28 protein-coding genes and 1 tRNA gene are annotated in these 25,765 nt (G+C 63.8%); 4 read left to right on the top strand and 25 right to left on the bottom strand.

Annotation, left to right across the window (positions count from 1 at the left end):
* Positions 1 to 16 precede the first annotated feature (16 nt).
* Both R6U53_RS03645 and hpt read left to right on the top strand, forming a co-directional pair.
* Positions 17 to 1,090, top strand: coding sequence for a DHH family phosphoesterase (locus R6U53_RS03645; RefSeq protein WP_410321009.1), 1,074 nt, complete (start codon positions 17 to 19; stop codon positions 1,088 to 1,090).
* 60 nt (positions 1,091 to 1,150) lie between these two features.
* A complete protein-coding gene (hpt, locus tag R6U53_RS03650; RefSeq protein WP_410321010.1) occupies positions 1,151 to 1,720 on the top strand; it encodes a hypoxanthine/guanine phosphoribosyltransferase in 570 nt (189 codons plus the stop codon).
* 223 nt (positions 1,721 to 1,943) lie between these two features.
* Here the strand turns inward: hpt and R6U53_RS03655 are convergent.
* The 3 genes from R6U53_RS03655 to R6U53_RS03665 form a co-directional block, all read right to left on the bottom strand.
* Positions 1,944 to 2,018: transfer RNA gene (locus tag R6U53_RS03655), tRNA-Met, on the bottom strand.
* An 81-nt stretch (positions 2,019 to 2,099) separates the two neighbouring features.
* Entirely contained in the window at positions 2,100 to 2,552 is a 453-nt protein-coding gene (locus R6U53_RS03660) for a GtrA family protein (RefSeq protein WP_410321011.1), read from the bottom strand.
* Positions 2,549 to 3,313 (bottom strand): glycosyltransferase, encoded by a 765-nt coding sequence (locus R6U53_RS03665; protein WP_410321012.1) that lies wholly within the window; start codon positions 3,311 to 3,313, stop codon positions 2,549 to 2,551. The genes R6U53_RS03660 and R6U53_RS03665 overlap by 4 nt, the downstream gene beginning before the upstream one ends.
* 94 nt (positions 3,314 to 3,407) lie before the next feature.
* On the opposite strand from R6U53_RS03665, the gene R6U53_RS03670 reads away from it, so the two are divergent.
* Entirely contained in the window at positions 3,408 to 5,675 is a 2,268-nt protein-coding gene (locus R6U53_RS03670; RefSeq protein WP_410321013.1) for a DUF2298 domain-containing protein, read from the top strand.
* Positions 5,676 to 5,805: 130 nt separating this feature from the next.
* On the opposite strand, the gene R6U53_RS03675 is transcribed toward R6U53_RS03670, so the two are convergent.
* The 5 genes from R6U53_RS03675 to truD form a co-directional block, all read right to left on the bottom strand.
* On the bottom strand, positions 5,806 to 6,063 hold the full coding sequence (locus tag R6U53_RS03675; protein ID WP_410321014.1) for a KEOPS complex subunit Pcc1: 258 nt from the start codon (positions 6,061 to 6,063) through the stop codon (positions 5,806 to 5,808).
* Position 6,064: 1 nt separating this feature from the next.
* Positions 6,065 to 6,199 carry a DNA-directed RNA polymerase subunit P gene (locus tag R6U53_RS03680; RefSeq protein WP_137276262.1) on the bottom strand — a complete coding sequence of 45 codons (135 nt, stop codon included), beginning with the start codon at positions 6,197 to 6,199 and terminating at the stop codon, positions 6,065 to 6,067.
* A 6-nt stretch (positions 6,200 to 6,205) separates the two neighbouring features.
* A complete protein-coding gene (locus R6U53_RS03685; RefSeq protein ID WP_410321015.1) occupies positions 6,206 to 6,472 on the bottom strand; it encodes a 50S ribosomal protein L37ae in 267 nt (88 codons plus the stop codon).
* A gap of 65 nt (positions 6,473 to 6,537) precedes the next feature.
* A complete protein-coding gene (locus tag R6U53_RS03690) occupies positions 6,538 to 7,260 on the bottom strand; it encodes a DUF2103 domain-containing protein (RefSeq protein WP_410321016.1) in 723 nt (240 codons plus the stop codon).
* A gap of 51 nt (positions 7,261 to 7,311) precedes the next feature.
* Positions 7,312 to 8,637, bottom strand: coding sequence for a tRNA pseudouridine(13) synthase TruD (gene truD / locus R6U53_RS03695; protein WP_410321017.1), 1,326 nt, complete (start codon positions 8,635 to 8,637; stop codon positions 7,312 to 7,314).
* A 149-nt stretch (positions 8,638 to 8,786) separates the two neighbouring features.
* Between truD and R6U53_RS03700 the strand changes: the two genes are divergently transcribed.
* Positions 8,787 to 9,857: an NADH:flavin oxidoreductase/NADH oxidase gene (locus R6U53_RS03700; RefSeq protein WP_410321018.1), complete on the top strand. Its 1,071-nt coding sequence runs from the start codon at positions 8,787 to 8,789 to the stop codon at positions 9,855 to 9,857.
* Between the two features lie 69 nt (positions 9,858 to 9,926).
* On the opposite strand, the gene pth2 is transcribed toward R6U53_RS03700, so the two are convergent.
* The 17 genes from pth2 to rnhA form a co-directional block, all read right to left on the bottom strand.
* A complete protein-coding gene (gene pth2, locus R6U53_RS03705; protein WP_410321019.1) occupies positions 9,927 to 10,265 on the bottom strand; it encodes a peptidyl-tRNA hydrolase Pth2 in 339 nt (112 codons plus the stop codon).
* A 39-nt stretch (positions 10,266 to 10,304) separates the two neighbouring features.
* Positions 10,305 to 11,432 carry a glycosyl transferase family 2 gene (locus tag R6U53_RS03710; RefSeq protein WP_410321020.1) on the bottom strand — a complete coding sequence of 376 codons (1,128 nt, stop codon included), beginning with the start codon at positions 11,430 to 11,432 and terminating at the stop codon, positions 10,305 to 10,307.
* A gap of 68 nt (positions 11,433 to 11,500) precedes the next feature.
* Positions 11,501 to 12,385 carry an SDR family oxidoreductase gene (locus R6U53_RS03715; protein WP_410321021.1) on the bottom strand — a complete coding sequence of 295 codons (885 nt, stop codon included), beginning with the start codon at positions 12,383 to 12,385 and terminating at the stop codon, positions 11,501 to 11,503.
* Between the two features lie 2 nt (positions 12,386 to 12,387).
* Complete coding sequence (locus tag R6U53_RS03720; protein ID WP_410321022.1) at positions 12,388 to 12,810, bottom strand: DUF5791 family protein; 423 nt, start codon at positions 12,808 to 12,810, stop codon at positions 12,388 to 12,390.
* A gap of 45 nt (positions 12,811 to 12,855) precedes the next feature.
* Complete coding sequence (locus R6U53_RS03725) at positions 12,856 to 15,747, bottom strand: hypothetical protein (protein WP_410321023.1); 2,892 nt, start codon at positions 15,745 to 15,747, stop codon at positions 12,856 to 12,858.
* Positions 15,744 to 16,529 (bottom strand): hypothetical protein, encoded by a 786-nt coding sequence (locus tag R6U53_RS03730; protein WP_410321024.1) that lies wholly within the window; start codon positions 16,527 to 16,529, stop codon positions 15,744 to 15,746. Before R6U53_RS03730 ends, R6U53_RS03725 begins: the two co-directional genes overlap by 4 nt.
* The gene (locus R6U53_RS03735; RefSeq protein ID WP_410321025.1) at positions 16,514 to 16,912 is read right to left on the bottom strand and encodes a hypothetical protein; all 399 of its coding nucleotides are present in this window, start codon (positions 16,910 to 16,912) and stop codon (positions 16,514 to 16,516) included. Before R6U53_RS03735 ends, R6U53_RS03730 begins: the two co-directional genes overlap by 16 nt.
* On the bottom strand, positions 16,893 to 17,360 hold the full coding sequence (locus R6U53_RS03740; protein ID WP_410321026.1) for a hypothetical protein: 468 nt from the start codon (positions 17,358 to 17,360) through the stop codon (positions 16,893 to 16,895). Before R6U53_RS03740 ends, R6U53_RS03735 begins: the two co-directional genes overlap by 20 nt.
* A gap of 23 nt (positions 17,361 to 17,383) precedes the next feature.
* Positions 17,384 to 18,904: a type II secretion system F family protein gene (locus R6U53_RS03745; RefSeq protein WP_410321027.1), complete on the bottom strand. Its 1,521-nt coding sequence runs from the start codon at positions 18,902 to 18,904 to the stop codon at positions 17,384 to 17,386.
* A 173-nt stretch (positions 18,905 to 19,077) separates the two neighbouring features.
* On the bottom strand, positions 19,078 to 20,859 hold the full coding sequence (locus tag R6U53_RS03750; protein WP_410321028.1) for an ATPase, T2SS/T4P/T4SS family: 1,782 nt from the start codon (positions 20,857 to 20,859) through the stop codon (positions 19,078 to 19,080).
* 26 nt (positions 20,860 to 20,885) lie between these two features.
* Complete coding sequence (locus R6U53_RS03755) at positions 20,886 to 21,293, bottom strand: hypothetical protein (protein ID WP_410321029.1); 408 nt, start codon at positions 21,291 to 21,293, stop codon at positions 20,886 to 20,888.
* Positions 21,294 to 21,310: 17 nt separating this feature from the next.
* Positions 21,311 to 21,667: a hypothetical protein gene (locus R6U53_RS03760; protein WP_410321030.1), complete on the bottom strand. Its 357-nt coding sequence runs from the start codon at positions 21,665 to 21,667 to the stop codon at positions 21,311 to 21,313.
* A gap of 79 nt (positions 21,668 to 21,746) precedes the next feature.
* Positions 21,747 to 23,081 carry an alkaline phosphatase family protein gene (locus R6U53_RS03765; protein WP_410321031.1) on the bottom strand — a complete coding sequence of 445 codons (1,335 nt, stop codon included), beginning with the start codon at positions 23,079 to 23,081 and terminating at the stop codon, positions 21,747 to 21,749.
* Between the two features lie 116 nt (positions 23,082 to 23,197).
* Positions 23,198 to 23,344 (bottom strand): hypothetical protein, encoded by a 147-nt coding sequence (locus tag R6U53_RS03770; protein WP_410321032.1) that lies wholly within the window; start codon positions 23,342 to 23,344, stop codon positions 23,198 to 23,200.
* A gap of 265 nt (positions 23,345 to 23,609) precedes the next feature.
* The gene (locus R6U53_RS03775; RefSeq protein ID WP_410321033.1) at positions 23,610 to 24,149 is read right to left on the bottom strand and encodes an inorganic diphosphatase; all 540 of its coding nucleotides are present in this window, start codon (positions 24,147 to 24,149) and stop codon (positions 23,610 to 23,612) included.
* Between the two features lie 378 nt (positions 24,150 to 24,527).
* Entirely contained in the window at positions 24,528 to 25,139 is a 612-nt protein-coding gene (locus tag R6U53_RS03780) for a rnhA operon protein (protein ID WP_410321034.1), read from the bottom strand.
* The gene (gene rnhA, locus R6U53_RS03785; RefSeq protein ID WP_410321035.1) at positions 25,132 to 25,722 is read right to left on the bottom strand and encodes a ribonuclease HI; all 591 of its coding nucleotides are present in this window, start codon (positions 25,720 to 25,722) and stop codon (positions 25,132 to 25,134) included. Before rnhA ends, R6U53_RS03780 begins: the two co-directional genes overlap by 8 nt.
* Positions 25,723 to 25,765: the final 43 nt, after the last annotated feature.

Consider the following 25,765-nt stretch of genomic DNA (forward strand, 5'->3'; position numbering starts at 1 on the left):
CCCTCGGTCGTGAGGTATGGATGATCGACTAATCGACGACGGGACGATTCCGCTGTACCGTCGATCACTGCTCCCGGGCGAGGGATTTTTCACTCCGGACTCGTTCGACGATACCGTCGCCGAGCGCGAAGCGAAGGAGGCGATCTCCGGGGTCGAACGGGTCGTCATCGCGGATCCAGACGCCGACGGACTCGGCTGTGTCGCTCTGTTGCGAGTCGCCTTCGGAGCTGCTGGCCTGCTCGCAGCCGGCCCGCATGAACTCGGTGAGGCACTCGAATACGTCGCCGAGTACGGAGCCCTCGGCGTCGAACTGTATATATGTGATCTCTGTCCCGATTCCGAACGCGATCTCGAAGCGCTTCCGGCGGTCGCCGATATGGCGGCAGACGTGTACTGGTTCGATCACCACCAGTGGGACCCGTCGCTTGCCGACACCGTTTCGGAACACGCCGAATTAGTCGTCGGGGATTCGGATGCCGTCTGTACGACCGATGTAGCGCTCGACACACTGGATTACGACTTTGAGGACCGGTACGTCGATCTCGCCACCGTCACTCGCGACCACGATCTGTGGCTGCGCGAGGATCCTCGCAGCGACGATCTCGCGGACTACGCGTACTGGATCGAGCCGGAGGAGTACATCGAGACGGTCGTCGAACACGGTGCTGACCTGCCAGGGTCCGTCATGTCCTTTCTCGACGAACAACGCATCGAAAAGGAGGCGCTCATTGAGAAAGCGGTCGACCGCGCGGAGTACCGGGAAGTCAGTGACTGGACGGTCGGCGTTACCTACGGTCGGTGCTCACAGAACGAGGTCGCGGAGGCGATGCGACAGGAGGGCGCGGACGCGTCGGTTATCGTCAAACCTGCGGGATCGGCGTCGATTCGTGGCACTGATCGATTCGAGCGATGTCACGAGGTCGCCCGGCAAGTCAACGGCGGTGGGCACCCGAAGGCCGCCGGTTGTAAACCCGATATCTACGACGACATGCTCGATTACGCCCACCACTGGACGACCCACGGTGCGATCGCGAAACGAACGATTCTCGACGCTTTCTTGACGCTCGATACGGGCGAATCGACCGAGTAAAGCCTCTCGGTGGCTGATTCGGACCGTCAGGCTTTACCCGTATCTCCCGATAACCGGTGTATGGATCAGCTTCAGCGGTCGTTGCTCGAATCGCCGATCGTGAAAAAGGACGATTACCACTATTTTGTTCACCCGATCAGCGACGGCGTCCCGATGCTCAAACCGAGCCTGCTCCGCGAGATCGTCATCAAAATCATCCGAAAGGCCAAACTCGAAAACGTCAATAAGATCGTCACGCCGGCCGCGATGGGGATCCACATTTCGACCGCCGTCTCGCTCATGACCGACATTCCCCTCGTCGTCATTCGAAAGCGCGAATACGGTCTCAAGGGCGAGACGCCGCTGTTCCAACGAACTGGCTACTCGGAAAATCAGATGTACATCAACGACGTTGAGGAGGGGGATAACGTTCTCGTCCTCGACGACGTGCTCTCGACCGGCGGAACGCTCTCTGCGATCTGTGCCGCACTCGAGGACATCGGCGCCAACATTGTCGACGTTGTCGCCGTTATCAAGAAAGTCGACGGAACGAACGAACTGGACGACTCGCCCTACAGCGCGAAGACGCTCATCAACGTCACCGTCGAGAACGGCGAAGTCGTGATCATCGATCCGACCGGCGACAACTGATCGGGAGTATTGTGGGTGTGTATAGATTCGCGGCACCGATTTGAGAGGCATCTCCGAGGAGTTCTCTGGCACCCCACCCTGCTACGATACCCCCCTACGAGGCTCGTTTCCCCCTCGATAATTACGGTCTCGCCAGCCCACGGCGTTCGGTCATCAAATAACGACGATCCGTGCGTTCTCCGAGTCGCAGACGTACGTCTCACGAATTAATACTCGAAGAGAATAGCGGGAGGACGATTTGAACGTCCGATCTCCGGGTTATGAGCCCGGCGGAATCTCCTGGCTATCCCATCCCGCTATTACCTCGTAGTTGGGTCCGCCAATTAAGGGTTGTGATTGACCCGCCGTCTGTGGAATCCTGGTGTGACAGTCTCACTCGTCATCGATGGAGTCGCCACGTGATGAGACTCTCCGTGACGTAGTTGACGAGCATTCCACAGCCGATCCCGGCCGCGCTGGCGACGAGGAGCCACAGATCTAGACCGAACACCAACAACTCGATATACAGCCACCGGTAGACGAGAGAAAAGACCACGAGCTGGACCGCTATACCGCCGATCCGAACGACGTTCGACGTCGCCAATCGTCGTAACGTCGGCACCAGCCCCGAGCGCCCGGCTTCGGCGAACGTCCAACGTTCGTTAAGGACGAACATGACCGCGATCGCCGTTTCGATACCGACGAACTTCGCGAGTTCCGGGAGCACTCCAAACGTCGTTAGTGTGAGTAAGACGGCGTTGTCACAAACTGCCCCGACCGCACCGACGCTCACGAACCGACCGAACCGGAACGGTGCGTACAGCGCCTCGCCGATCTCCGTTAGGTCTATCATCGGTTCCGGTCGACGAGCGCGATCGGATCGCTTCCACGCTGAATCGCGTGGTGAAACGAACTGTCTTGGAGTCGTTTCGTCCGGTGTCGGGTCACAACGAGCGATCTCGCCATCGAGAGTGTGGTTGTGATCGGCGACACCGTCGATCCAGGCTGGTCTTCCCAGACGATCGGGACCTCTCGAATCCCCAGGTCGAGCGCCCCGGCGACTGCGAGAACTTCGAGATCCCACGCGAACCCGGGTTCGTATATATGTGGTCGAATGCGCTTCCAGGCGTTGGCGTCGATTGCCTTGGCCCCACACTGGTAATCGTGGAGGCTCGGTTCCAGCGCTCGCCGGGCGAGCCACGCGAACCCATCGCCGAGCAGTCGGCGGACGTACGTTCGGTGGCCGACGATGATCGATGCGGGATGCCGTCTCGAGCCCACCGCCACGTCGGCCGAGTCCAGCGCGTCGATAACGCGCCCGAGTTCCGACGCGGACGTACTTCCGTCCGCGTCGGTGAACGCCAATCGATCGGTCGAGAGCGCTTCGAAGCCGGCCGTGACCGCAGCACCCTTGCCCCGACGGTAGGGAACTGCACTCACCTCTACGCTCGGAATATCGATCGCCGAAAGTCGCCGTACACGATCTTCGCCCGGGTCATCGATCTCGACGCGGATCGTCTTCGGAGCAAGTTCTGTGTGTAGCCCACCGATATACTGCTCCAACCGCTCGATATCCGGCCGAAACGCCGGAACGACGATCCCGAGCGAACTCATACTGTAGCCTGAACCGGCCGTCCGCAAAAGCGATTCGACTTTGCGTGGCGCGACTCCACAAGCGATATACGGTCACACACCGCCGATACGCCTAATGGAGTACGGTCTCGTCGTCCTGTGGCTCGCCACGTACCTCGTGATCGGAGCACTCGCGTTACCACTCTCCGCAGTCGCGTTCCGACGATTCCACGACTCGGGAGCGGCGTTCGCGATTCCGATCGCCCTCGTTACGATCGCCGTCGTCGGGTATCTTGTCGGACATCTCACGTTCGGAATCCCTGCATTGGTCGCTGGATTGGTTGTTCTCGGTGGATTGAGTCTTCAATTCGGCGACCACGGCAGAGTCGAGTGGCGATCCTACGCCGAAGTCGGCGTCGTCTTCACGCTCGCGTTTTTTATTATGATTTCGATCCGTGCCGCCTCGCCGGCCATCGCGCCGCTGCCGATCTCTGCGGGTGAGAAATTCCTCGATTACGGGCTGCTTCGGACGCTACTCAGAAGCGACGCCTTACCGCCCGAGGATATGTGGTTCGCCGGTGAATCGGTCCAGTACTATTACGGTGGACAGATGTTGACTGCGCTTTTGACGATCCTCACTGGAACCGCGCCGCGGTTCGCTTACAACCTAGCACTCTCCGGCTTCTACGCGTCGCTCGTCACCGCTGCCTACGGGCTTGCGGGTTCGATCGCGGCTGACCACGGCGCGCCACGCCGTTTTGCGGCGGCGATAGGCGCGTTCTTCGTCGGTCTCTCCGGGAACCTCTACACCGCCGTTCAGGTCGTAGCGTGGCTGCTTCCATCGACCGCCGTCACTGCTGTCCCCGGTATCGGCCGGGATTCGGAACTGCTCACGTGGTCTCCGTCGTCGTTTTACTATTGGGATTCCAGTCGGGTCATAGAGGGAACGATCAACGAGTTTCCGCTTTTCGCGTGGCTCAACGGTGACCTCCACGCCCACATGATAACGACGCCGTTCACGCTTCTCGTCGCCGGACTCTGTTACAGTTACTGGCGAACGCCCGAAGCGCAAACCGGACGCCGACGCGCACTGGTGCTGGCGACGGCACCGGTCGCCGGCTTTCTCGCCATCACCAACACGTGGGACTTTCCAGTTGCCGGCGGGCTCGTCTTTCTGACGATCGCGTTCGCACCGGCCGATCCGGCGACGCTGTTGCCGACGCCGATCTCGATACGATTTCCCGCACGGGCTGGTTTTCGCGAAGAGATCCGACGCGACGGAGTCTCGCTCCTCGGAGCGGCGGCGGTACTCGTCGCCGGCGGACTCGTCGTCGCCCCGTTTTGGCTGTCGAGTGCGAGCACCCGAAGTATCGGATTCTTCCCGTCACGGAGCGATCTCGGACCGTTGTTGATCGTCCACGGCGGCTTTTTGTTACTTTTCATTCCGTATCTCACGCATCGGATCGTCGCCGACCTCGATGATCGGAATCCCTCGCGAATGATCGTCGCCGCTGTTGCCGTCGGTGCGGTCGTCGCGTGGCTCGCCGGATTCGCCGCTATCGGGCTGTTCGGTCCGATCCTGCTCGCCGCGTGGCTGCTCCTTCGGGGTCGGACGGACGTCGGCTTCGAGACGGTTCTACTGCTCGCCGGACTCGGGCTCGTGCTCATCGTCGAGTTCGTCTACGTCGTCGAACCCCAACAGCGAGGTACCGGTCTCGAGCGTCTCAACACCGTTTTCAAGGTGTACTCACAGTTGTGGGTCCTCTGGTCGTCAGCCGCGGGCGTTATCGCGGCTCGACTGGTCGCCCATCGTGTCCCCGGTTCGGCGAACGTACTCGGATCGATCGAGACCGATCAGTGGCGATCGGTCGGAACCGTGATTGTCGGCATTGCCGTCGTCTCGACGGGACTGTACGCGGGCTTGGCCATCCCGGCCCATCTCGGCGGCGAACCGATCGGAAGCGACGGCGCGACCCTCGACGGCGAAGCGTATCTCGACGCGAGATACCCCGGTGAAGCAGCGTCGATCGCGTGGCTCGACGACCGCGAGGGCCAACCCACGATCGTCACGGCTGCCCCCGGCGGATACCAATGGATTCCCGAGGACGGTGAGGGTGCCTCGGCGCCCGCGAGTCTCACCGGCGTCCCGACGGTGCTCGGTTGGTTCCACGAGGCACAGTACCGTGGGAGCGAGCCATACGAGGTGCGGCTCGACGACGTGACGACGATCTACGAAGGGGACCCCGAGCATCAGTCGGCGCTCCTCGACCGATACGACGTTTCGTACGTCTACGTCGGACCCGCGGAGCGAGCCTCCTACGAACTCACGGTCGACGAACATCCACGGCTCACACCTGCCTTCGAGGACGGTGACGTAGTCGTGTACGAGTACGAGGCCGACTGAACGGCAGTCATCGAACACGAGCGACTACGTTCGAACAGGCGGTGTCCCCGCCGACGATCCGTCCACCGCGCTCCCGCTCGCGGACCGTCGGTGATCAGTCAGCGCATACGCGCTGTGGCCCCGGTCTCAGTTATAAAACCTCGCCCGGTCGACCAGTTTCGGCGACCTCCTCGGCGACTTCCAGCAGCGTCTCCCACGTATTTAACGCCGCTCGCAGCGCGACGAGATCGTCGGCTTCGATCTCGATGACGACCGTCGAACCGTGTCGGAACAGCGCGGCCGTCGCCCGGTCCCCATCGATCTCGCCGACTTCCCGTTCGACCGCGTCACAGACGAGCGCCGCCGCTCCCTGAGAGCGATACTGAAACCGAAGTTCGGCGGTGTGCACGCTACTCGACGTCGACTTCTTTGATATCGCGGCTCCGCTCTTTCAACAGCACGCGGTGGCCGCAGTACGGACAGCGGACGCCGCCGTACTCGTCGAGTTCGACATCGCGCTTACAGCGGGAGCACTTGTAACTCATCGGTCGTTATTCGTCGTCTTCGTCGCCGATTGCGGCTCGAATGGATCGCTTGACTGTCTTCCCGGCCGGTGTCTCCGGCCGGTAGGCACCGCCGGTGAACGTCTCGCCGGTCTCTTTGTTGACCCAGATGCCGGTTCCGACGCGTTTGACGCTGTCGCCGTCGACCGTCGCGCTCTGCATGTCGGATTCGATCTCCGCAACTCGGCGGCGTGCGACCCGTCCGTAGCGTGCCCCGAACCGACCGGCGCTGCCTGTCTTGCCCTTCTTGGCCATAGTATCGTACTATGGCCGTAGCGAACGGATAAATCCCACGTTTCGCGCCGGCCGATGTGGCGTACTCATCCCCGAAGATCGGCCTCCGAGAGCGCATCGTTGAGGTCCGCTCGGACGTGCTCGCCGAGTTCGCGGCTGCCAGCCGTCGTGACGATCCGGTTCTCCTGAACGCTCGACCCGTCTCGAATCAACAGGCGGACGTTCCCGTGTTGATCGGCACGGGTGGCTTTCGCTCGGACGCCAGTTCGCGAGCTGGAGCCACCGGCGTCTATCGGCCCGGGGATGATCTTCTTGACGTGCGGGTGTTCGGCGACCGTTTGCAGCGTTCGACGTCCGATGCGTCCACCGATTACGGTACTGTGGCTACCGCCGAGTTTCTCTTCGACCGTGGCTTCAACTACCTCCAGTGCGGGCTGGCCGCGCTTTCGTCGGACCGCTTCGATCGGAGCGTCGTCTTCGACGCGGTAGAACGGGAAATGAAGCTCCGCCCGAACGGCGGCGATCACGTCTCGATCCCCCGTCGCGTACACCTCCTCGGGTCGCTTTCTGCGCGCTTCGTCGGCGATTCGCCCCGCGAAGTTCCGGCGTTCGGTCGGTGCCCACCGTTCGTCGGTCTCGCGCGTCGTCGTGACCGTTCGTTGGCTGACGATCTCATCGTCGAGCAGCGTGGTTACCGCCGCTCGCTCCGCGTCGCATTCGATGACGACGGTGTCGGCGTTGGCGCTTCGACACACCAAGCAGTAATCACCCGGTCGATCGAGTGACGACGCACAGCACCGACAGTCCATATCTGATTGGAAGCGATCGGCTCGGATAAGCGAGGCGGTTTTTCGAACGGATCAGGCGAGGCCGCCGGGATCGACTTTCAGGAACTCGCGAGCGAGCACGGTCGCGTAACTTCCCTTCGGCAGCGAGAACGCGAGCGTGAGCGGCTCCGATCCGAGTCCAAGATCAGTGGCCACCCGGATCGCCCGACGCGTCCCGCTCGATCCGAACTCCCCGGGACGATCGAAGTCAGGTCGATCGAGCCCGAGATCGTCGAGGACGCGCCGAGCGATTGCCGCCGGTTTCCCGTCTCCGAACTCCGTTTCGGTTCCGACGAGCGGGGCGGTGACGAATGCACGATTCCGCTCGCAGTGTCGCTTTATGATTCCCAACTGGTCCTCCTCGACGACTTGCGTTCGATCCGGATCCGGAAGTCCATTCTCGTCGGCGAAACAGACGATGTCGCCTTCGATCGGTCGGCCGAACGGAAGCCCCCGGCGGAGCCGCTCGGATACGATTCGGTTGAACGCGTACGATTGGGCGGCATTCGTGAACATTCGCTGGAGATTCGTCGGCAAGCGTTCGAGTGCGGCCCGGTAGTCCTCGTCGGTTTCGGCCCCCTCGGCCAGCCGACTGGCGATCGCCCGTTCGAACCGAAGCCCTCCGGGAAGGAGTTCGTCAGCCCGTTCCCACTCGCGGCTCTCTCCGAGGCGCTCTCTGGCCGTTCGAGTCCGTTCCGGTTCACGCTGGCTCGTTTCACAAATGTAGCGGGTGGCCGCGGACTTCCAATCGCCACGCACGATGTCGACGCCGACGCGGTGGGTGATCGCTCGCTTCGAGCCGAACCGCTGTTGGCCGAAGTAGTTCGGAACGGCGACGTCCTCGCTTGTGCCCTCGCCCTCGCCCGCAAACCGACGAAGCTCATTCGCGATCGCCTCGGCGTTTTCGGGCCGATCAGCGTCGCGGACGACCAACTCGAACTCGTTGCCGATGAGGTCGCCGAACAACACCGGCCGCCCCGCTCGGCCGAGCACTTCGATCTCGGCACCGGCTATCGCCGGTAGGTCGTTCTCTCCGTGCTTCACGGAAAACAGCTGAGTCGTGACCGCGTGTTTGTCCTTCGTCCCGGCCCACGAGACGCGCTCGCGGCTGATCGCGAGTTTGTTCGAGAGCGCCGAGGCGAAATCGTTCGTATCCCACCCCCGAAGCGTCGCCCGGAAGACGAGATGTGGATACGAACCGACAACGGCGTCGAGTCCCCGGAGGTCCGCGCCGAACGCCTCCCGCTCTCGAACCCGGAAATCGGTCGGTCGATCCCGGAGATGGCCACCGACGCCGTCGGAATCAGTGACGTAGTACTCGATCCCGACGGCGGCCTCGACCGAGTGCGAATCGCGCATATTAGCGTGTACGCATCCCCGAACATGGCTCTTCGTATTCGGTTCGGTGGATGGGGCCTCCCAATCGACGAACGGTGACCGAATTCACGGCTCGGAACGGCTGACCGATATACGAAGGGTCTTTTGACTCCTCCTCGAATCCGGAGTACATGCATCTGTTCACTCCGTTCGAGTGTCGGGACGTAACCGCCAGAAACCGCGTGATGGTGTCGCCGATGTGTCAGTACTCCTGTGAAGACGAAGATGGTCTCGCGACCGATTGGCATCTGGTTCACCTCGGCAGTCGAGCGACCGGCGGTGCCGGTATCGTGATGACCGAGGCGACCGCGGTCGAACCCCGCGGACGGATCTCCCCACAGGACCTCGGAATCTGGAGCGACGAACACGCGGAAGCGCTTCGCCCGATCACGGAGTACATCGAATCTCAGGGCGCGACGTCAGCGATCCAACTCGCCCACGCCGGTCGAAAGGCATCCGCGTTCAGACCGTCCGATGGCGGCGGTCCGATCCACGGTGACTCGGGGTGGACGCCAGTGGGCCCGACCGACGAACCGTGGCCGTACGACGAACCGATCGAAACTGAAGGTCTCGATGCCGAGGGTATCGAAGACCTCAAACAACAGTTCGTCGATGCCGCCATCCGGGCCGTCGACGTCGGCTTCGATATCATCGAGATTCACGCGGCCCACGGGTACTTGCTCCACGAGTTCCTCTCGCCGGTGACGAACACCCGGGAGGACGAATACGGCGGCAGTTTCGAGAACCGGACGCGGCTGGTCGAGGAGATCGTTACCGAGGTTCGGGACGTGATCCCGGAAGGTATGCCGCTTTTCGTCCGCGTTTCCGCGACCGACTGGCTCCCGGACCGGGAGTCGTGGACCGTCGAGGACTCAACGAAGCTCGCCGGCGAACTGCAGCCGCGCGGCGTCGATCTCGTCGACGTGAGCGCAGGCGCGATCCACCCCGACCAACAGGTTCCATCGACAGGTCCACACTATCAGGTCCCCTACGCCGAGCAGGTCGCCGAAAGCGGCATGCCGGTCGGCACCGTCGGTGCCATCACGACCCCGGAGGGTGCGGACGAAATCATTCGGAACGGCCGCGCAGATCTCGCGATCCTCGGCCGAGAACACCTTCGGGACCCGTACTTCGCGATCCGTGCCGCACAGGAACTCGGGCGCGACGCCCCCGTCCCACGGCAGTACCACCGCGCGTTCTAGGGGGATTACGAAAGCCACGGGTCACCCGACCCGTGGTCGTTTACCGGTCTCAGTCCCCGATACCCATCTTCAGTAGAGACTCAGATCGCCGGTCACCTTGTCGACGATGTTCTCGGGCCCCGGACCGACCGCCAGCGCCGTCACCGTCCCCGGTTCGAGTTGTGTGTGGCCGGCGTCGGTCACGAGCGCGTACGGAAGCCGCTCCTGACGCGCCTTGTCGGCGAGTTTCCGGAGTTGTCTCTCACCCGAACACTTCAAGACGATCTTCTTTTGCCCGTCAGATTTCCACTCCCGTTGGGCGTCCGCACCGGCGTTTTCGTACGCTTTCAGCGACGCGTGGGCGACCTGTGCCGCGAGCTTTCCCGTCCCCATTCCGATGTCAGTCCGGGCGACGATCGCTTGCTTCATACGTGTGTCTCGGGACACCCGTCCCTGAACGTTCCGACGCTACGTCGTCCGCCACCCTCGCTCGCGTCGGTTGGCTGCTGTCACGTCGGCGAGGTCCTCGAGCGTCGCGTTGGCCACGTCTCCCGGTTCGATCGGTGCCATCTCCCACGCCGGCAGTCTGGTATCCAGTTTCGGTCGCTCGATCGCGTCGGCGTAGGTGTCTATCTGCGCCAGTTCATCGGCCCGATCGTACTCGAATCCATTGAATGCGGCGTCGAGCGCGTAGCCATCGACGAGGCGCTCGGCAGCCGTACGGTATCGGTCTTCGAGCGTCTCGTAGGGCGGCTCGACCCCGTTGTCCTCGAGCGCCTGGAGCAATGTGCGTCCGACCTGTCGGGACATATCCGAGAGTCCGCTGGGTCCCGAAACGGCTCGGTGATCGTGTTCGTGTACGCCGAGATCGACCTGTGCGGATCCCTCAGCACCCACCAGCCGGAACGCCTCGCCGAGCGTTCCGACTTCCAGTCCCCAACCGCGTTGGATACGGAGTCGTCGAGCGAGTCGGCCGGTCGTGGCGAACTCCCCCGCGAGCGCGTACCGAAACGCCCCGAGATACTCGAGTATCGGCGCGTCACGTTCGGCTTCGATCGCTTCGATCAATGGTCGATAAAACAGTCGGAAGAGTCGGCCGTACAGTCGGTCGTTCTCCACGCGGGCGTAGTACCCCTTCGAGACCGCTTTTCCGTGCGCGAGCGGGAATAGGAGCTTCGGAACGTGACGCGCGTCGTAGCTCTTCGCATCGGCGTCGTGAACGACGATGTATTCACTGTCGCTCGCGATTCCGAGTGCGAGCCACACGTCACGACCCTTTCCGCGGGCCCCGTTGAGATCTGCCTCCGACAGGAGTTCCGAGAGCCGCGGGCCGTCACACCAGAGTATCGACAGCGGGAGGTCGAACTCGTCGAGCCACTCGACAATTGCCTCGACGCGATCCGCCGACGCACGCAGCGGAACGACGACGCGCTCCGGGGACACGGCTTCGAGCGCCGAGAGGACGCGTTCGGCAGCTAATCCTGCGTGTTCTCGCTCCGTCATCGGGACGACGACGGTTGCGCTGTCCGTCGGGGCGGCTGGGCTGGCGTCGCCGAAATCGTGGAGTGTCGCGATACCCTCTTGGACGTATTCCATCGTCTATCGACACGGACTGTGCGTCGAAAAAGGCCGTGTTTGCGGCACCGTCTGCGGTTGCTCCCGAATCATTGTCCGCGACGGTAGTCGTCGATGGCTGCTCGGTACCCCTCTCGGTACGTCGGGTAAGTGAACGTATATCCCAATTCGCGGACTCGATCGTTCGAACATCGCTTGCTCGTTAGGATCCGTCGGCGAGCGGCGTCCGAAAGCCCTTTGTCGTCGAGGCGTTCGGGTTTCGTTCGCTTCGGCGGACGCTCGACGCCGCATGCGTCGGCCAACCAATCGGCGAACGACCACTTATCGACCGGTTCGTCGTCGACGGCCAACAGCAATTCCTCGTCGGTGGATTCCAGCATGAACCGGACGATTCCGGCGGCGTCGTCGCGGTGAATCATATTTAGATATCCATCCGTCACCGGTCCGTTCACGTACCGGTCCAATCGGTAACGGTCCGGCCCGTAGAGTCCGGCGAACCGCGCGACACCCCCGTCGATCCCGTACTTCGGCGCGAGTTCGCGGGCGATCCGTTCGGCTTCGGCGAGCACTCGCGTCTTGTCGGTCGTCGGCGATAGCGGCGTTTCTTCGTCCACCCAGTCGCCGCCGTGATCGCCGTACACTCCCGTACTCGACGTGTATATCAATCGATCCGGCGTCGTGTCACGCTCGCCGAATTCCTCGACGACCGTCCGGAGGCCATCGACGTAGACTCGCTCGGCGGCCGCCGCTCCACGGCCCCCCGACGACGCCGCGAACACGAGTGCGTCCACGTCCGGAATCGATTCGAGGGACGTCCGGTCGGTAACGTCGGCCTTGATCGCCGTCGCGCCGGCGGCCTTGACCGCGGCGAGTCCGTCCGCGGACCGTCGGACGCCGATCAAGTCGTGCTCCTCGGAGAGCTGTCGGGCGAGCTCGAGTCCGACGTACCCGCAACCGAGGATCCCCACCTGCATCCTTACCGTGCCCCGTCGATGTACTGATACAACAGGGCGAACTCCCGCAGCGTCATCGGGAACCGGCCCTCTATTTTCGATTGGATCTCGCGGGCTTCGAGTTCACCGTCGAGGCCGGACTCGACGGCTTCGACGTCCAGTACCGCCGTCGTCATCCCCATGAGCAGTTCGTCCCTAGCTATCATCGCGATCGTTTCGGCGTCGCCCGTCTCATCGACGAGCGACAGGATCGCTGCCGCCTCCTCGAGCGTCAGTTCGGCTTCACCACCGTCGACCAGCTCGCGTAGCACCTCCTCATCGACGCCGGATCGTTCTGCGACCGTCTCGACGCCGTGTTCGGTGATCGCCGCGACGATCGACTCGAGATACAGTTCGTAGAGTTCAACCGGCGTTCGATCCCCCGGTGAGTCAACTTCGTGGAGCATACTCACTGTTCGGTCTCCCGGTTGAAGTAGCGTTCGGGCCGTCGATTACGATTCCCATCCCGGGGAGTGCTTGTACGGTTCCCCGTCGGTGTCCCCGACACCGCGTGGACCCGGTGGAACGACCACGACGACTGCGGTTTGGGTCCGAAACGAGACCGGCTCTGCCGTTCCGAGCTGTTTCGATTCGCTGCCGTGGGTGACCCACGCCGTTCGGTTGTCCCGCAGGTACGCTGTCGATCCGACTCCGTCGCCCCGGTTTGTCCGGACGGCGAATCGCTCGTACTGTCCGTCGATCGTCACGTACCAGACGTTCGCCGTCGCGTACCAGTATCCCGGAATCGGTGCGACCGGAAGTCCCGCGGGAATCGCACCCAGGCGTTCGCCGAGCGCATCCTTTCGCTCGCGCTCCTCCGCGGCCTCGACGCCGTCAGCGAGCAGATCCTCGAGCTTCGTTCTGTACTCCCGTTGAAGCTGCTGTTGTGCGTTCGTCGTCGTCGCCTCCGTCGGACGTGCTGCGGTTTCCTCAAGCTCTGAATCGAGGCGCGTCCGCAACCGAAGCTCGATCCGTTCCGTCGTGGCCGGTCCGTCGATCGATTCGGCCGCCCGTTCGACCGTCGTCCCGTTCGTCAGCATGAGCGCTTCCTCGGCGGTAGATGCGTCCGTTCGGAGTGCGCGCCTCGCGTCGTGTTCCGAGACGCCGATATCGACCAGCTCGGCGACCAGTTCTCCGCGGACGTGTCTCGTCGAAGACTCGACCTCGCGTTCGAGGTCGCCGTGTCGGTCATACCCGTCGGCCGCTGCCAGTGTCCGCGCCGCTGTCGACAGCGGGACGCGCTCGGTGTCGAGAAACGGGATCCGATCGAAGATGCCGCTCGAAACCTGTCCGTGTGGTGAACTGAAGACGTTGATACTCCGCGTCGAGAGCGGGTAGATCGTTCCGCCCCCACGCTCGTCGATCCGGTCACGGGTCACTTCGCTCGTCGTCAGATACGACGGCGCCGTGTCGACTGCCATGGTGAGATTTCCGGCCGGATCGGTCATCGGCGCGGCCGATGGATTCGACGCCGCCCTGTGGGCGCCCAACGCACCATCGAGTCGGTCGGCGTCGAGATGTTCACCGATCGCGTCGCCGATTCCAGCGCTCGTATCGTCGAACGCACCCGTTCGGGTTTCGAGCTCCGAATCGAGCGAGTCGAGATATTCGAGCCGCGCCGCACGAATCGCCCGCTCGCGTGTCGTTCGATCCGCATCGATCAGCAGTTCTCCGCGTCGGTCCGCCATCGTCTCGCGTAACTGTTCCGGGGGATTCGCCCGTCCGGTCCCGACTGCGGGTGCCGGAAGCGTCACGCTGATCTCCCGACTCCGGTCCCTGACCGTCCCGAGATCGGACTCCAATGTGGCTCGATCGATAGCCGGTGACGCGGTCGCCCTCCCGGTCGATCGAACTGCGCTCCCTCGCGCTGCGCTCCGGGCCGCTCCATCGAGTCCCCCAACTCCGTCGAGTGCGTCGTCGACAGCGCGGTCGGTCGCACCTCGGAGGTGGCCGTCCAGCCGCCCGGCCGGAACGCCTTCGACCGGGACGGTCCGAGCTTGAGCGGCGACCTCGACGCGATAGGTCCGCCTTCGAGTCTCACTCGTCATCTTCGTCTCGTTACCGTGTTTCCACCGTCGTGTTGTCGTCCGTGTTCTCGTCACGTCGAACGTTCCGCCGTCTACCGTCTCCCAGTTCATGTCGTGGGGCCCCCAGTTACTGACCCGGTCGATGGTCGTTCGCTTCCGCGTCCCCATCGACGCGAGCGTCCAATTCCCGCCCGGTTCGACGCCGCCCCACCGGCTCCGACCCCGGAGATCCGATGAGATTACGACTCTCGATTCGACCGTGTGTGCTCGATCGACGACGCTCCCAACCCGATCGCGACCGCGAACGCCGATCGCATCGGCGAAGGCGTGATCCGCCGACGCGTTGACGCCGACGGTGACGGATGGATCTTCCGGCTCGTCGAACCAGGTTCCGACCGGTCGCTCGGCTGGTCGGTCCTCCCGGAACTCGTCGGTGGACCCCAACACCTCGTCGTGCCACTCCTCGTCGCCACCGACTCCCGCGATGATATCGGTGTTTACCACGCGCCCTCCGGCGGCCGAAACGCCGCGATCACCGTCCGGATCGGCCTCACCGAAGACCGCTCGCTGTTCGGCGAGCAGCGCGCCGTTCGTCGCGAATTCGACGTGGCGCGTTCCGAGCACCGTCGAGATCGGTGCGCCGCCGTACTGGGCGTAACCTCGCATCCAAGCGATGGGATAGAGCCGCGTCGTCAACCGCTGTCCGAGTCCGCGTCTCGTCACCGGCGCGTTCGCCCGACGCTCGAATTGCTCGGTCCGGTCGTGGAGGGCGAGAACCGGGTTCGCGACGACGAACTCCGGCGATCGTTCGACTGTCGCGACAGTTCGGCCATCCCTGACGGCCGACAGCCGCACACCGTCGATTTTCACCCGCATTGCTGCGTCGTCCTCACCGGCACGTTCGATGTCGACTCGCCCTATGGCACGTCGGTAGCCGTCCGTGGTCGGTTCGACCGTCGGCAGAGCGGCCGTCGCCGTCACCGGTCCCCGAGTCGTTTCGGTCCCGTCGATCCGTTCGACGACGCGCAGGTATATCCGTAATTTGAGCGCATCTCTGAACGGGTGGTCGTCGTCTAGTGCACGGCCTGCTGGCGTGTCGTTCGGCTTTGTGACTGGCGCGGCCGAAGCTTCCTGTGCGGCGTCGTCGGCCGCCCCTCGGAGTTCTGTCACTGCGGCGGCGGTCGTGCCGTCCATTGCGGCATCGACGTGTGGCGATTCGTTCGTCTGCTGTGTCACAGTCGTTACGGCAATCGTCGTGCTGGTGAGCACGAGCAACACGCCGACGAGTGCGAAGGGAACCCGGCCACGATCGCTCATCGTTCCCACCGCCTGACTACGATCTGTACGTCGCTTGCGACCGTCCCGTTCGGTACCGACTCGATCGTTTCATACGCCGTTCGTAGATCGTCTTCGATTCGGCCGGTCAGTTGCGCTTTGAGACGCTCGTTCGCCCGTCTCGACGATGCATCGGTAATCGGCGGTTCGATGTCAGTTCCCACGACCCCGGCCATCTCTCTATATCGATCCCCCGTCGCTGTCGCGGTCCTGGAGTCGACGAGTCGGACCCTGGTCCGCTCCGGTGGGAAGAGTCGGTCAACGTACGCGCTGGCTATGGATTCGGCGAGCGAACGGAACGACGATGGTGATCCCGCTGTTGCCATTCCGCCATCGATTCGCACGCTCGTTGCGGCCGTGTCGGCCGTCGAAGGAGGTGTCGGTCCCGCTTCGACCGTACTCCGCAGGGGCGACTCCGGATACGGTTCCCATCGCGCCGTGATGTGGACTCTACTCTCGGTTCGCTCCTCGACGGTGTGCCGGACGGCATCCGGATACGGTGAATCGGTGAGTCGCTCCCCGTCCAACGTCGCGTTCAACACGGTCGCCTGGGCGAGATGCTCGGCGAGCGTCGCGTGTGCGATTTCGTGTTCTTCGCTCGATACCGCGGCCGTTTCGGTTAGCACCGAGTTCGCGATCGAATCACTGTCGACCGTCATCGCCGCCCGTTCGTTCGGAATTGCCGCCGTGAGCGTACCCACAGCGACGCCGACCAGCAGGAGACACAGCGCCACGTCTAACACCGTGCTTACCGCTCGGGCCATACACACACCTCCACGGTTCCCGGTCGAACGGTACCGGGAGCGGTTCGAACGCTCACCATCCGCTTCACACAGTCCGCAACGTCGGTCCTCGCCGGACCTTCAACCCACGTTCCCGAGTTGGCTTGGAGAGTCACATTCATCGCATGCCCGTTCGGGCGTGCGGCGTCTACGGCCGCTCCGAGGGGCGGCTGAACGACGCCGAAGGACGATGCCTCGGCTACGAGCGTTTCGGCCGCGATCGGTGCCATGTCGTCGCCGCCCGCCAGCGAGGTGAGCGTCGAATCGAGTACCCCAACGTATATCGAGAGTCCGACTCCGAGTGCGACGACCGCCACGAGTGCGGCGAGTGGCTCCGTCTGTCCTCTATCCGACGAGGACAGCATCCGTTCCCTCCCACTGAACGCGACGGACGATCAACCGGTCGGCACCCTGCCACCGTTGATCCGCTAGCTGAGCGTGACGGATCGCCCCATCGAACTGTTCCGGACTCTCGAAGATCCGATGGGGTAGCTCACCGAGGAGCAGGCTCCGAAGCTCCGTATCCTGCAACACGGGAACGACGGGACCGTACCCGAACGACGCGTGTTCGGTTCCACCCGCTCCCCGAACCGAGATCGAGTCCGTGCCGACTCGGACGGTCTCCGCGTTCGAGAGTGGGTGTTTCCCGACGGCTTCATGCTCGCTTGCAGCCACGCCGTCGACCGTTCGCGCCGCTCCCTCCGCGTCGGGCGGTGCAGCCGACGGGAGGGCAGTCGCCACGCCAAACGCGGTGCTGCTGACGATCGCCAATCCGATCCACACGTACCACGCATCCAACGGGACGTCGAACATGGAGGGTCTGCCCCCGTCATCGGTTATAAACCTCCGGAGACCGCAGACGTGACAGAAACCGCCACTAAATACGTCACGGTCGCCGTACAGAGGGCGATCCCTATCCGGTAGCCGACCGTAGCTCGATCGATCCCATGCTGTAGCCCCGTCGAGAGCCCGGTGAGTATCGCGGCCATGAGCAGCACGTATACGCCGACCGCGATTCCGAGGCTGGCAGTCTCGGGGGAACTTCCACCCAAAGCGTCGGTCGCCCCGACGCTGTCTGCGAGTGCGACGGTCGCCCCGCCGACGAGCGGCCCGAAGAACGCGGCCGTGTTCGAAAGCGTCGACGTCACTCGGCTGAGATCCTGTCTCGCGTCGCGCTCGACTCGTCGAAGCTCGTCGAGGTGATCGGCCGTCTCGACGAGTGCCCGACCGGCTGGTGTTCCGGCACCCGCCGCCATCCCGAGCAAGCGAGCCGCACTCTCCGCGCGCTGGCTGGGTAGGTCCTCGAGTGCTCCGTACTCCCCGATGAACGCGGCTTCAACGCCGATTCGGAGCTGGCGCTGTCGTTTGGCCGCCGCCTCGAACGTTTCGCCGGCGATTCCATCCAGTTCCCCAGCGGAGTCGGCGACCGCCTGTTCGACGGCGATCCCCTCGGAGACGCGCCGCCCCACGAGATAGAGCGCGTCCGAAAGCGTCGCTTCGAGTTCCTCAGCCCGCTCTCTGACTGCGACGATCGGTCGGTGCCGCACGATGAGGGCGACGCCGACGCCGACTCCCACCGTCGCGAGGGGGACGGTCCATTCGGGCAACAGGAAGTGAGAAGCGGCAGCTGAACCCGCACCGACAACGATACTCGTCCCCACGTAAAGTGCGGGATGTGTCGCCACCTCGGAATCGACCGGTATCGGCGGAAACGCGACCGGGCGGTTGGCGAGCAGCCACCCACTCGTACACACCAGCCCGATGGGGAGGATGAAATCGTACACCGCGACGATGGCAGGAAGCGTGGCGTCGACACCCGCCGCACCCGCCGCCGGCAAAACGCTGACGAGCGCGAGCGGGAGGAGAACACCGAACGCGTACACCGCCGTCGATGGACCGCGAAGCGCGTTGGCCGCTTCTCTGGCCCGATCTCGCGTCCCGTCTAAGATCGTGTCCATCGCTCGATCGAGCGTTCGATCCCGCTCACCTGCAGGCGCGTTCGAGGCAGCTTCGACGAGCGTCAACGAACGATACAGCGCTGGAAACCGCTTCCGCCACGATTCCGCGAACGAACCGAGACCGGAGTTCGGGGTTCCACGAGCCCGTCCGACGTGATCCGCCAGACGGTTCCCGAGTCGACCGTCGGTCCCGGCGGCGAAGCCTGCGGCCTCTTCGGCCGTCGGCGTGATCCGCATCCGGAGCACTGCACGACTGACCAGGGTCGGTGCCGTTCCGAGCGTTCGGCTCCGGCGGGCATTGGCGACCGCCAACACGCCCCCGCGAGCGAACATGGCCGCGCCGTACCCTCCACCGACGGCGACGACGAACAGCGACGGCTCTCCGGTGGCGATCGCCACCGCGGCTACCACTCCCCCGACCACGATCCCGACGCCGTCGGTCGCGGCAGACAGCGTTCTCGAATCTTCGTTCAGAAAGGGTTCGACGGTCCGGATTGCGTCCGGTGGCGACGATCGTGGCGATAGCTCTGCGACTTCGCCTAGTAAGCGAGACCCGCCGGAAGGCACGGGAATCACACCTCCAAGTCGGCGGTTCGATCGTGCATATCCGCCCAAACGTCCCCTGCGGTCTCGGTCGGTGTAGAAAGTTCTTCGAGTAGACGGCTGTCTGCCCCGTCGAACGTCTCCGTCTCCGGATCGTACAGCGATTCGAACGCGACTCCGTTCGGCGTTCTACGGACCGCCTCGACCGACCGTACTCGACGCCGTCGGGTCCCGGCCTCGTCGTACGCTTCGAGCGTCACGACGAGATCGGTGTCGGCGAACGCCGACTCCTCGACGCCGAGATCCGTGACGACGCGCTCTCTGACCGATTCGCCGCCTCCGCCGTGGATCGTACCGAGCACGGTGCCGTCGGCCGCACCGACCCGCATCGCCTCGTAGAGCACTTTGGCTTCCTCTCCGCGAACTTCCCCGACGACGAGCGCCCCATCGCCGAGCCGGAGCGCGGTTCGGAGGGCATCGGACGCCCCGATGGACATCCCGTCGCCTTCCGTTACTCGCAACGGTTGTACGTCGCGGTCGTCGCGTTGAAGCTCCGAGACGGGGAGTTCGGCCGTATCCTCGATCGCGACCGTTCGGACGTCCGATGGAATTTCCCACAGTAGGGCGCTGAGAAGTGTCGTCTTTCCGGCGCCTCGAGCCCCGGCGACGAGCGTCGCCGCGCCGCGGTCCGTCGTGATCGAGAGGAACGCCGCTATCTCGGCCGATAGCGTTCCGTTCTCGACGAGATCGGCGATCCGGAACGCTTCCTCGTCGTGTGCCCGGAAGGTGAACCCGGTGCCGTCGCTCACCGGGTCGGTGACGCCGGCGATCCGGATTCGTCGACCGCCCGCGTCTGCGGTCGCATCGAGCGTCGGACTCGCCTGCGAGAACGCGCGTCCGCTCGATCGACGAAACCGCGACGCCAGCGCCGCGACGCCGTCTTCGGTCAGCCTGATGTTCGACAGTAGCGTCGTTCCGTCACAGCGCACTCGGAGACGGTTGTCGGCCACGGGCGCCGTTGCGAACACGTCGGCCACGCCCGGATCGGCGAAACAGTCGTCGAGGACGCCGAGGCCGCGTGTGTGTTTTTCGAGAGCCGCGGCCAAGACGCCGACCGATTGGTCCTCTGTCGCGACCGACCGGACCGCTCGGGACGCCGCCCGCTCGCCCCCTTCGACCTCCCCACGGGCCAGCCTGGCGTGCGCAGCCGCGAGCGTCGATGTCTCCTCGGGATCGAGGCGGTGCTCGGCAGGAGTGAGGTGGTAGGTCCCCGTTCCCGCACGCTCGTACCGGCGGACGATCGCCCCGGTGTCGAGTTCGTACCGATCTCGAAGCGTCGCGTCCGCCGGTGGTTCCATCGCGACTCGGGATCTGGCGACCGCGGGACCGATCTGTGGGCGGAGAACCGTCGGGTAGTCGCCACCGAGAAACGTGGCCAACCCGGTTTCGGCGACCAGATCCGAGAGGCCCCCGTCGCGTCCGACCGCCGTCCGCGCCGCGCCGAGCGGATCCTCCCGGGCGCGATCGGCGAGCGCCCCGTCGTGAAATCCCGCCGCCTCGGCGAACCGCCCGGCAGCGACGAGCAACGCCGCCGCCTCGTCCTCGTAGGCCCGCTCGAACCCGTCCGATCTCGTACAGACGGATTCGACGTCTCGACGTTCGAGCGCCTCGATGACGGTTCGACGGCACGTCGCTTCCTCCGTCAGTCGACCACCGCCGGGACATTCGTTGCTGTCGATGCTGAGTAGATCGGCGCGAAACGTCGGCTCACAGCGGCATTCGCCCTCGGACGAGAGCAAGCGAGTGAACATGGGGGGGTCTGGCCGCGGCTTCGAACTTAAACCCTCGTCCGATCGAGGCGCACTCGAATCATCGTACTGCGGCCGAGTCGAACCAGCGACAGCCGCACGCGCGCCCGTTCCGAAACGACGATCGGCGTTTCGACGTGCAACGGCGCCGTTGGCTCGATCGTCCGATTTCGCCCACGGGGCGGGAGCCACCGGAGTTCGTCGGCCCCGATTCGGATCCGCCCCGGATCGACGAACATCGGCTGCGGCGGGTCGAGCGTGACGGTCGTCGCCGGCGGCGTTTCGGACGGATCGACGGGGTCGTTTTCGGCGGCGAGTCGGCTCGCGGCCTCGTTCACCCGTTCGAGTTCGTCGAGTGCAAGCGCAGTGGCTCGGTCTCGGTCGGCGTGCTCGGCGCTCGGCAAGGCGACGCCGAACAGTGCAGATCCCAGTACCACTGCGAGGACGACGCGGATCACAGCCGCTTGCGGAGCTTCTGAATCGGCGTCGAACGCGGTCTTTCATCCTCCGCCTCCTGTTTTGAATCGGGGTTCGAACCAATCGGGCGAGTCGGCGCGACGTTTCGTTCGACGGCTTTCGCCGTCCGAAGCGCTCGGTCGGCTCGTCGCTCGATATCGTCGTTGACGGCCCTGACGGAGCCGACGTAGCCGCGGAGCGCCTGTACGGCGGCCTCCAACTCGTCGATGCGAGTCTCTAACTCCTCGATCCGATCGGTTCGCTCGAGCGGTTCGTCGGTCGAAACCGCGCGTTCGATCGCCGCCAAGCGGCGCTCTACGGATTCTCGGTCGTGACCGCGATCGTCCTGTGACACACGGTCGGGTGGTTCCCAATCGTTTATAAATATTCGGGCGGCCCTTGACCGTCAGTCGAGGCGAATCCTCCGAGACCGCTCACACGAGCGATGCGCCGTCGAAGTCGCCGCGGTCGGTATCGACGTCGAGTAACTCCAAGATCGTCGGGGCAATATCGTACAGGTCCGCATTCTCGACCTTCGCGCTCTTGTCGTCGATAAACAGACAGGCGTTCTCGAAGCTATGCATCCCGTTTCGTGGACCGATCCCGAAGACTTCGCCGCTGCCGCGGAAGCCCGCTTTGAGATCGAATCCGTCGTTCGGGATGACGACGAGGTCGGGGGCGATCTCGTCGTGTTTGCCGCGGAAGGCGTCCTCCTTTGTCACCACTCGATCCGCGACGGGTCGCCCGTCCGGCCCCTCGAACGCTTCGAGCTCTTCTTTCAGTTCGGCTCGAACCGACTCGTACTCGCTTTTTGCGACCGATCCGCGTGGTTCGCGACCTTCGAGGTTAATGTAGAATCGTCCGGGGATGAGCGAGTACGCTCGTGTATCGTCGGAGATGTCGCTGAGTTTCTCGTGGTCCTCACCGTCGAAGGAGAGCCAGCCGTTTTCGTCCAACCAGACGTTACATTTGACCTCGTGGTCGAGCGTCGTGAAGCCGTGGTCGGACGCGACGATCATCGTCGTGTCGTCGTCGAGCATCTTCCGAAGCTCGCCGAGATACCGGTCGAGCTTCGCGTAAAATTCGAGGAACTCCGCTTTGTACTCGCCGTTTTGGGCGTAATCTTTGAACAGGAAGTGGTTGACCCGGTCCGTCGTCATGAAGACGCCGAAAAAGAGGCTCCAGTCGTCCTGTTCGACGTAGTGCTTGAACGCCTCGAAGCGGGCGTCGAGCGTTCGGTGGGCGTCTTCGATGAACTTCGACTTGTCGTCTTGGTGACCGAGTTTGGCGTTCACGTCGATCTTGTAGTCGAGTTCCTCGAGCGTTTCCCGGAGTTCGTTGGGATAGGCCGCTTTTTCGACGCCCGGAGAGAGGAAGCCGCTGACCATCCGCTGGATGTCCCGATCCGGCGGGAACGTGACGGGTACGTTCATTACTGTCGCTTCCCCGCCCGCGGCGTCGACTCTCGACCACAGCCGAGTCGCCTGTACGTCCTGCCCCATAGGGACGTACGTATCGTAGCTGTCGACTTCGCGGTCCTGAAAGCCGTAGACGCCGGTTCCACCGGGATTGACGCCCGTCGTCAGCGCCGGCCAGCAGGCGCTTGATTCCGGTGGCACGATCGAATCGATCATGCCGCCGGACGCGAAGTCGTTCAGGTTTTCGAACGTTTCCTCGTTGTCGGCGACCAGTGAGTACGGTACGCCGTCGATGCCAAAAAAGGCGACCCGCGGTCCGCTCCCGCCACGAAGCCGGTCGAACAGTCCCATATCCCTGTCTGCGAGAGGAAGCTACAAGAAGTTTCGTTTCCACGGACAATCGGGACTCGGGTCGTCGACACCGGCAATCCGTGCGTGCGTCGAGTCCCCCGCACGTTCTGTCGGCCTTATCTATCGTCCGATTCGGCGCTTCGGTCCCCTTCGTCCGCCCCATCGGACCCCCCCGCCTCCGGCTCGAAGTTTTCGGGAACGACCGTCAGGTGGTGGACCCCGAACGTGTCCGTCCGTCGAGCCTGTTTACGTTTCGTCTCCATACTTCTCGATACGATCCGACGGCATAAATATCATAGCATAATCATAATGAATATACGTGCAAGTTAGATTACCTGGGGTAATATGTCACGCGCCTACGGTCGAATGGATGCCCGTTGTTCGAATTACCCCGAATTATTCGCTCCGATTACCGTTTCCGCGAACGTCCCCAACGTCGCCCCGCCTGTCTTCGCTCGCCACACACCCTTGACACCCTGCGTCGAAAGGGGGCTGTTGTCGATTCGAGTCGATCCACAACCAGACCGATCAGCCGAAGTGTTTCTCGTAGAGGTCTTGGGCGTGCTCGATCGCGTCCATCGCCGCCTGTTTGTCCTCCCAGCCCTGCGTTTCGACCTCTTTGCCCTCTTCGAGGTTCTTGTACGTCTCGAAGAACTCGGCAATCTCGTCGAGCGTCTGTTGAGGGAGGTCGTCGATGTCGTCGACGTGGTCGTATCGCGGATCCTCACTCGGCACGGCGATGACCTTGTCGTCCTGCTCGCCGTCGTCGTCCATCTTCATCAGCGCGACCGGGCGCGCTTCGATGATGCAGCCGGGGAACGTCCGGTCTTCGACCAACACGAGCACGTCGAAGGGGTCCTCGTCGTCGTAGTACGACTGCGGAATGAAGCCGTAATCCGACGGGTAATGGACGTTCGAGTGGAGCACGCGATCCAGTACGACGCCCGGAATGTCCTTGTCGTACTCGTATTTGTTTCGCTCGCCTTTGAGACACTCGACGACGGCGTAGATCTCTTCGGGAGCGTTCGGACCGGTTTCGAGGTCCTCCCACAGGTTAGCTGCGGCCATACTCGATCGGTGCGTCTGAAAGCCGCAAAGAGCTTTCGACATCCGACCGTCGTCCGGTCGCCACCGGTCAATCCAACCGGTAGGCGTCCTCCGACCCGTCTCGTCGGGTCACCGCGAACCGGGCATCCCCGCTGCCGCCCGTCGCGGCGAGCTCCCAGCGGTGCCTGTCACAGATTCCCTTCACCATCGAAAGCCGGAATCCGGGGCCGTCCTCGCCGGTTGAGAGTCCGGAGTCGAACGCGTTCGAAAAGAGGTTTCCGAAGCGGCGACGCTATCTCGTTCGAGGAGACACGATACGTGTCCATGCCGGTGTTCACCGAGGATGTCCTCTCGACCGTGATCGCAGCGCGCGGAAAAGAACCGTATGTAGTCGAACTATTAGCCGTCGCTCCCGTCGGATGCGACCTCGACGATTCGTCGGAGCGATTCGTCGATCCGACGGCGCTGTTCCTCAGAGGGCCACGCGTTTCGCGGAAAATACTCCGTCCGAAACTCCTCGCGCTCGCCGGCGGTCGCCGCCTCTATCGGCTTCGCGTAGTGGTTGCTCATGAAGTCGGCGAACGCCGCCGCCGTCGCGCCGTGAACCTCGCCGTGTCGCTCCTCGATGCGCGCGGCGATCGCCCGATTGTGCTCGTCGATCGCGTCCCAATCCGCGTCGGCTCCCGGTCCCGAGATCGATCGCTCGACCGCGCGAGTCGTGTCCGTGATCCGATCGAGCCGAACCGTGCCGTCCTCAACCCACTCGACCGGGTACAATACGAGCGTCTCGCCGGTGTCGCCCTCGCGAACCCGGGCGGTGTAGCCGTGCGCGTCGAGCAGTTCCTCACGCTCGTCTCGATACGCAGTCCGCTCGTTTTCGTCGGTCGCGCTTCGGACGCGGCGAGTGAGCGTCTCCGCGCGGGCGATCACCTCCTCGGGGAGGGGAAGTGACCCCTCGCCATCGTGATCGTCGATCAATGCCGAATCTGGTGTTGGGGTCTCGTCAACCATCGAGTGCCTCGTTCGCTAGTTCGTCCGCGCGGCCGTTTATCTCTCGCGGAACGTGATCGATCGACCATTTCTCGAACCCGTCGAGCACCTCGCGGACGCGAACCCGCTTTTCGCGCAGCGTCGGATCGTTCGCGTTCCACTCCCCGCGGACCTGCTTGATGATAAGCTGTGCGTCGCCCTTTACGACGAGCTCGTCGAAGCCGTACTCGGCGGCGACCTCGAGCGCATCGATGAGCGCCTCGTACTCCGCTTGGTTGTTCGTCGCGCGGCCGATCCGCTCCGATCCCTCGGCCACAATCCCATCGCTGGTCACGATCACCCAGCCGATTGCGGCCGGTCCCGGATTCCCGCGCGAGGCGCCGTCGAAGTAGACGTGCGCCCGGCCGCCGCCCTCCTCGATGAGCGCAACCAGTCGTGCGGGATCGGTCCCTTGCACGACGACCGACCCTTCGTAGGCGACCGCCGTGGCCCCATCGCGTTCGGCCCGCCAACGTTCGTGCTCGGTGTTACCCGGACGGATCTCCACGCCCTCGGCTTCCAGACGCTCTCGGACGCTGTCGGGATCGCACTCGATGACGGGCATGTGTTTCGCTCCCCGACGGGCCGGGTTAGGGGTTCCGGTCGCA

The sequence above is a fragment of the Natronomonas sp. genome, from assembly GCF_046483325.1.
GTDB lineage: Archaea > Halobacteriota > Halobacteria > Halobacteriales > Haloarculaceae > Natronomonas.

Bases quoted from the DNA above. Each gene is read 5' to 3' on its own strand.
- rnhA (WP_410321035.1), bottom strand. From the start codon at position 25,722: ATGCCCGTCATCGAGTGCGATCCCGACAGCGTCCGAGAGCGTCTGGAA.
- R6U53_RS03690 (WP_410321016.1), bottom strand. From the start codon at position 7,260: ATGGACTGTCGGTGCTGTGCGTCGTCACTCGATCGACCGGGTGATTAC.
- hpt (WP_410321010.1), top strand. From the start codon at position 1,151: ATGGATCAGCTTCAGCGGTCGTTGCTCGAATCGCCGATCGTGAAAAAG.
- R6U53_RS03735 (WP_410321025.1), bottom strand. From the start codon at position 16,912: ATGCTGTCCTCGTCGGATAGAGGACAGACGGAGCCACTCGCCGCACTC.
- R6U53_RS03730 (WP_410321024.1), bottom strand. From the start codon at position 16,529: ATGGCCCGAGCGGTAAGCACGGTGTTAGACGTGGCGCTGTGTCTCCTG.
- R6U53_RS03720 (WP_410321022.1), bottom strand. From the start codon at position 12,810: ATGCTCCACGAAGTTGACTCACCGGGGGATCGAACGCCGGTTGAACTC.
- R6U53_RS03715 (WP_410321021.1), bottom strand. From the start codon at position 12,385: ATGCAGGTGGGGATCCTCGGTTGCGGGTACGTCGGACTCGAGCTCGCC.
- R6U53_RS03700 (WP_410321018.1), top strand. From the start codon at position 8,787: ATGCATCTGTTCACTCCGTTCGAGTGTCGGGACGTAACCGCCAGAAAC.
- R6U53_RS03680 (WP_137276262.1), bottom strand. From the start codon at position 6,199: ATGAGTTACAAGTGCTCCCGCTGTAAGCGCGATGTCGAACTCGACGAG.
- truD (WP_410321017.1), bottom strand. From the start codon at position 8,637: ATGCGCGATTCGCACTCGGTCGAGGCCGCCGTCGGGATCGAGTACTAC.
- R6U53_RS03740 (WP_410321026.1), bottom strand. From the start codon at position 17,360: ATGTTCGACGTCCCGTTGGATGCGTGGTACGTGTGGATCGGATTGGCG.
- R6U53_RS03660 (WP_410321011.1), bottom strand. From the start codon at position 2,552: ATGATAGACCTAACGGAGATCGGCGAGGCGCTGTACGCACCGTTCCGG.
- R6U53_RS03645 (WP_410321009.1), top strand. From the start codon at position 17: ATGGATGATCGACTAATCGACGACGGGACGATTCCGCTGTACCGTCGA.
- R6U53_RS03775 (WP_410321033.1), bottom strand. From the start codon at position 24,149: ATGGCCGCAGCTAACCTGTGGGAGGACCTCGAAACCGGTCCGAACGCT.
- R6U53_RS03765 (WP_410321031.1), bottom strand. From the start codon at position 23,081: ATGGGACTGTTCGACCGGCTTCGTGGCGGGAGCGGACCGCGGGTCGCC.
- pth2 (WP_410321019.1), bottom strand. From the start codon at position 10,265: ATGAAGCAAGCGATCGTCGCCCGGACTGACATCGGAATGGGGACGGGA.
- R6U53_RS03665 (WP_410321012.1), bottom strand. From the start codon at position 3,313: ATGAGTTCGCTCGGGATCGTCGTTCCGGCGTTTCGGCCGGATATCGAG.
- R6U53_RS03725 (WP_410321023.1), bottom strand. From the start codon at position 15,747: ATGAGCGATCGTGGCCGGGTTCCCTTCGCACTCGTCGGCGTGTTGCTC.
- R6U53_RS03670 (WP_410321013.1), top strand. From the start codon at position 3,408: ATGGAGTACGGTCTCGTCGTCCTGTGGCTCGCCACGTACCTCGTGATC.
- R6U53_RS03780 (WP_410321034.1), bottom strand. From the start codon at position 25,139: ATGGTTGACGAGACCCCAACACCAGATTCGGCATTGATCGACGATCAC.
- R6U53_RS03750 (WP_410321028.1), bottom strand. From the start codon at position 20,859: ATGTTCACTCGCTTGCTCTCGTCCGAGGGCGAATGCCGCTGTGAGCCG.
- R6U53_RS03770 (WP_410321032.1), bottom strand. From the start codon at position 23,344: ATGGAGACGAAACGTAAACAGGCTCGACGGACGGACACGTTCGGGGTC.
- R6U53_RS03685 (WP_410321015.1), bottom strand. From the start codon at position 6,472: ATGGCCAAGAAGGGCAAGACAGGCAGCGCCGGTCGGTTCGGGGCACGC.
- R6U53_RS03710 (WP_410321020.1), bottom strand. From the start codon at position 11,432: ATGGAATACGTCCAAGAGGGTATCGCGACACTCCACGATTTCGGCGAC.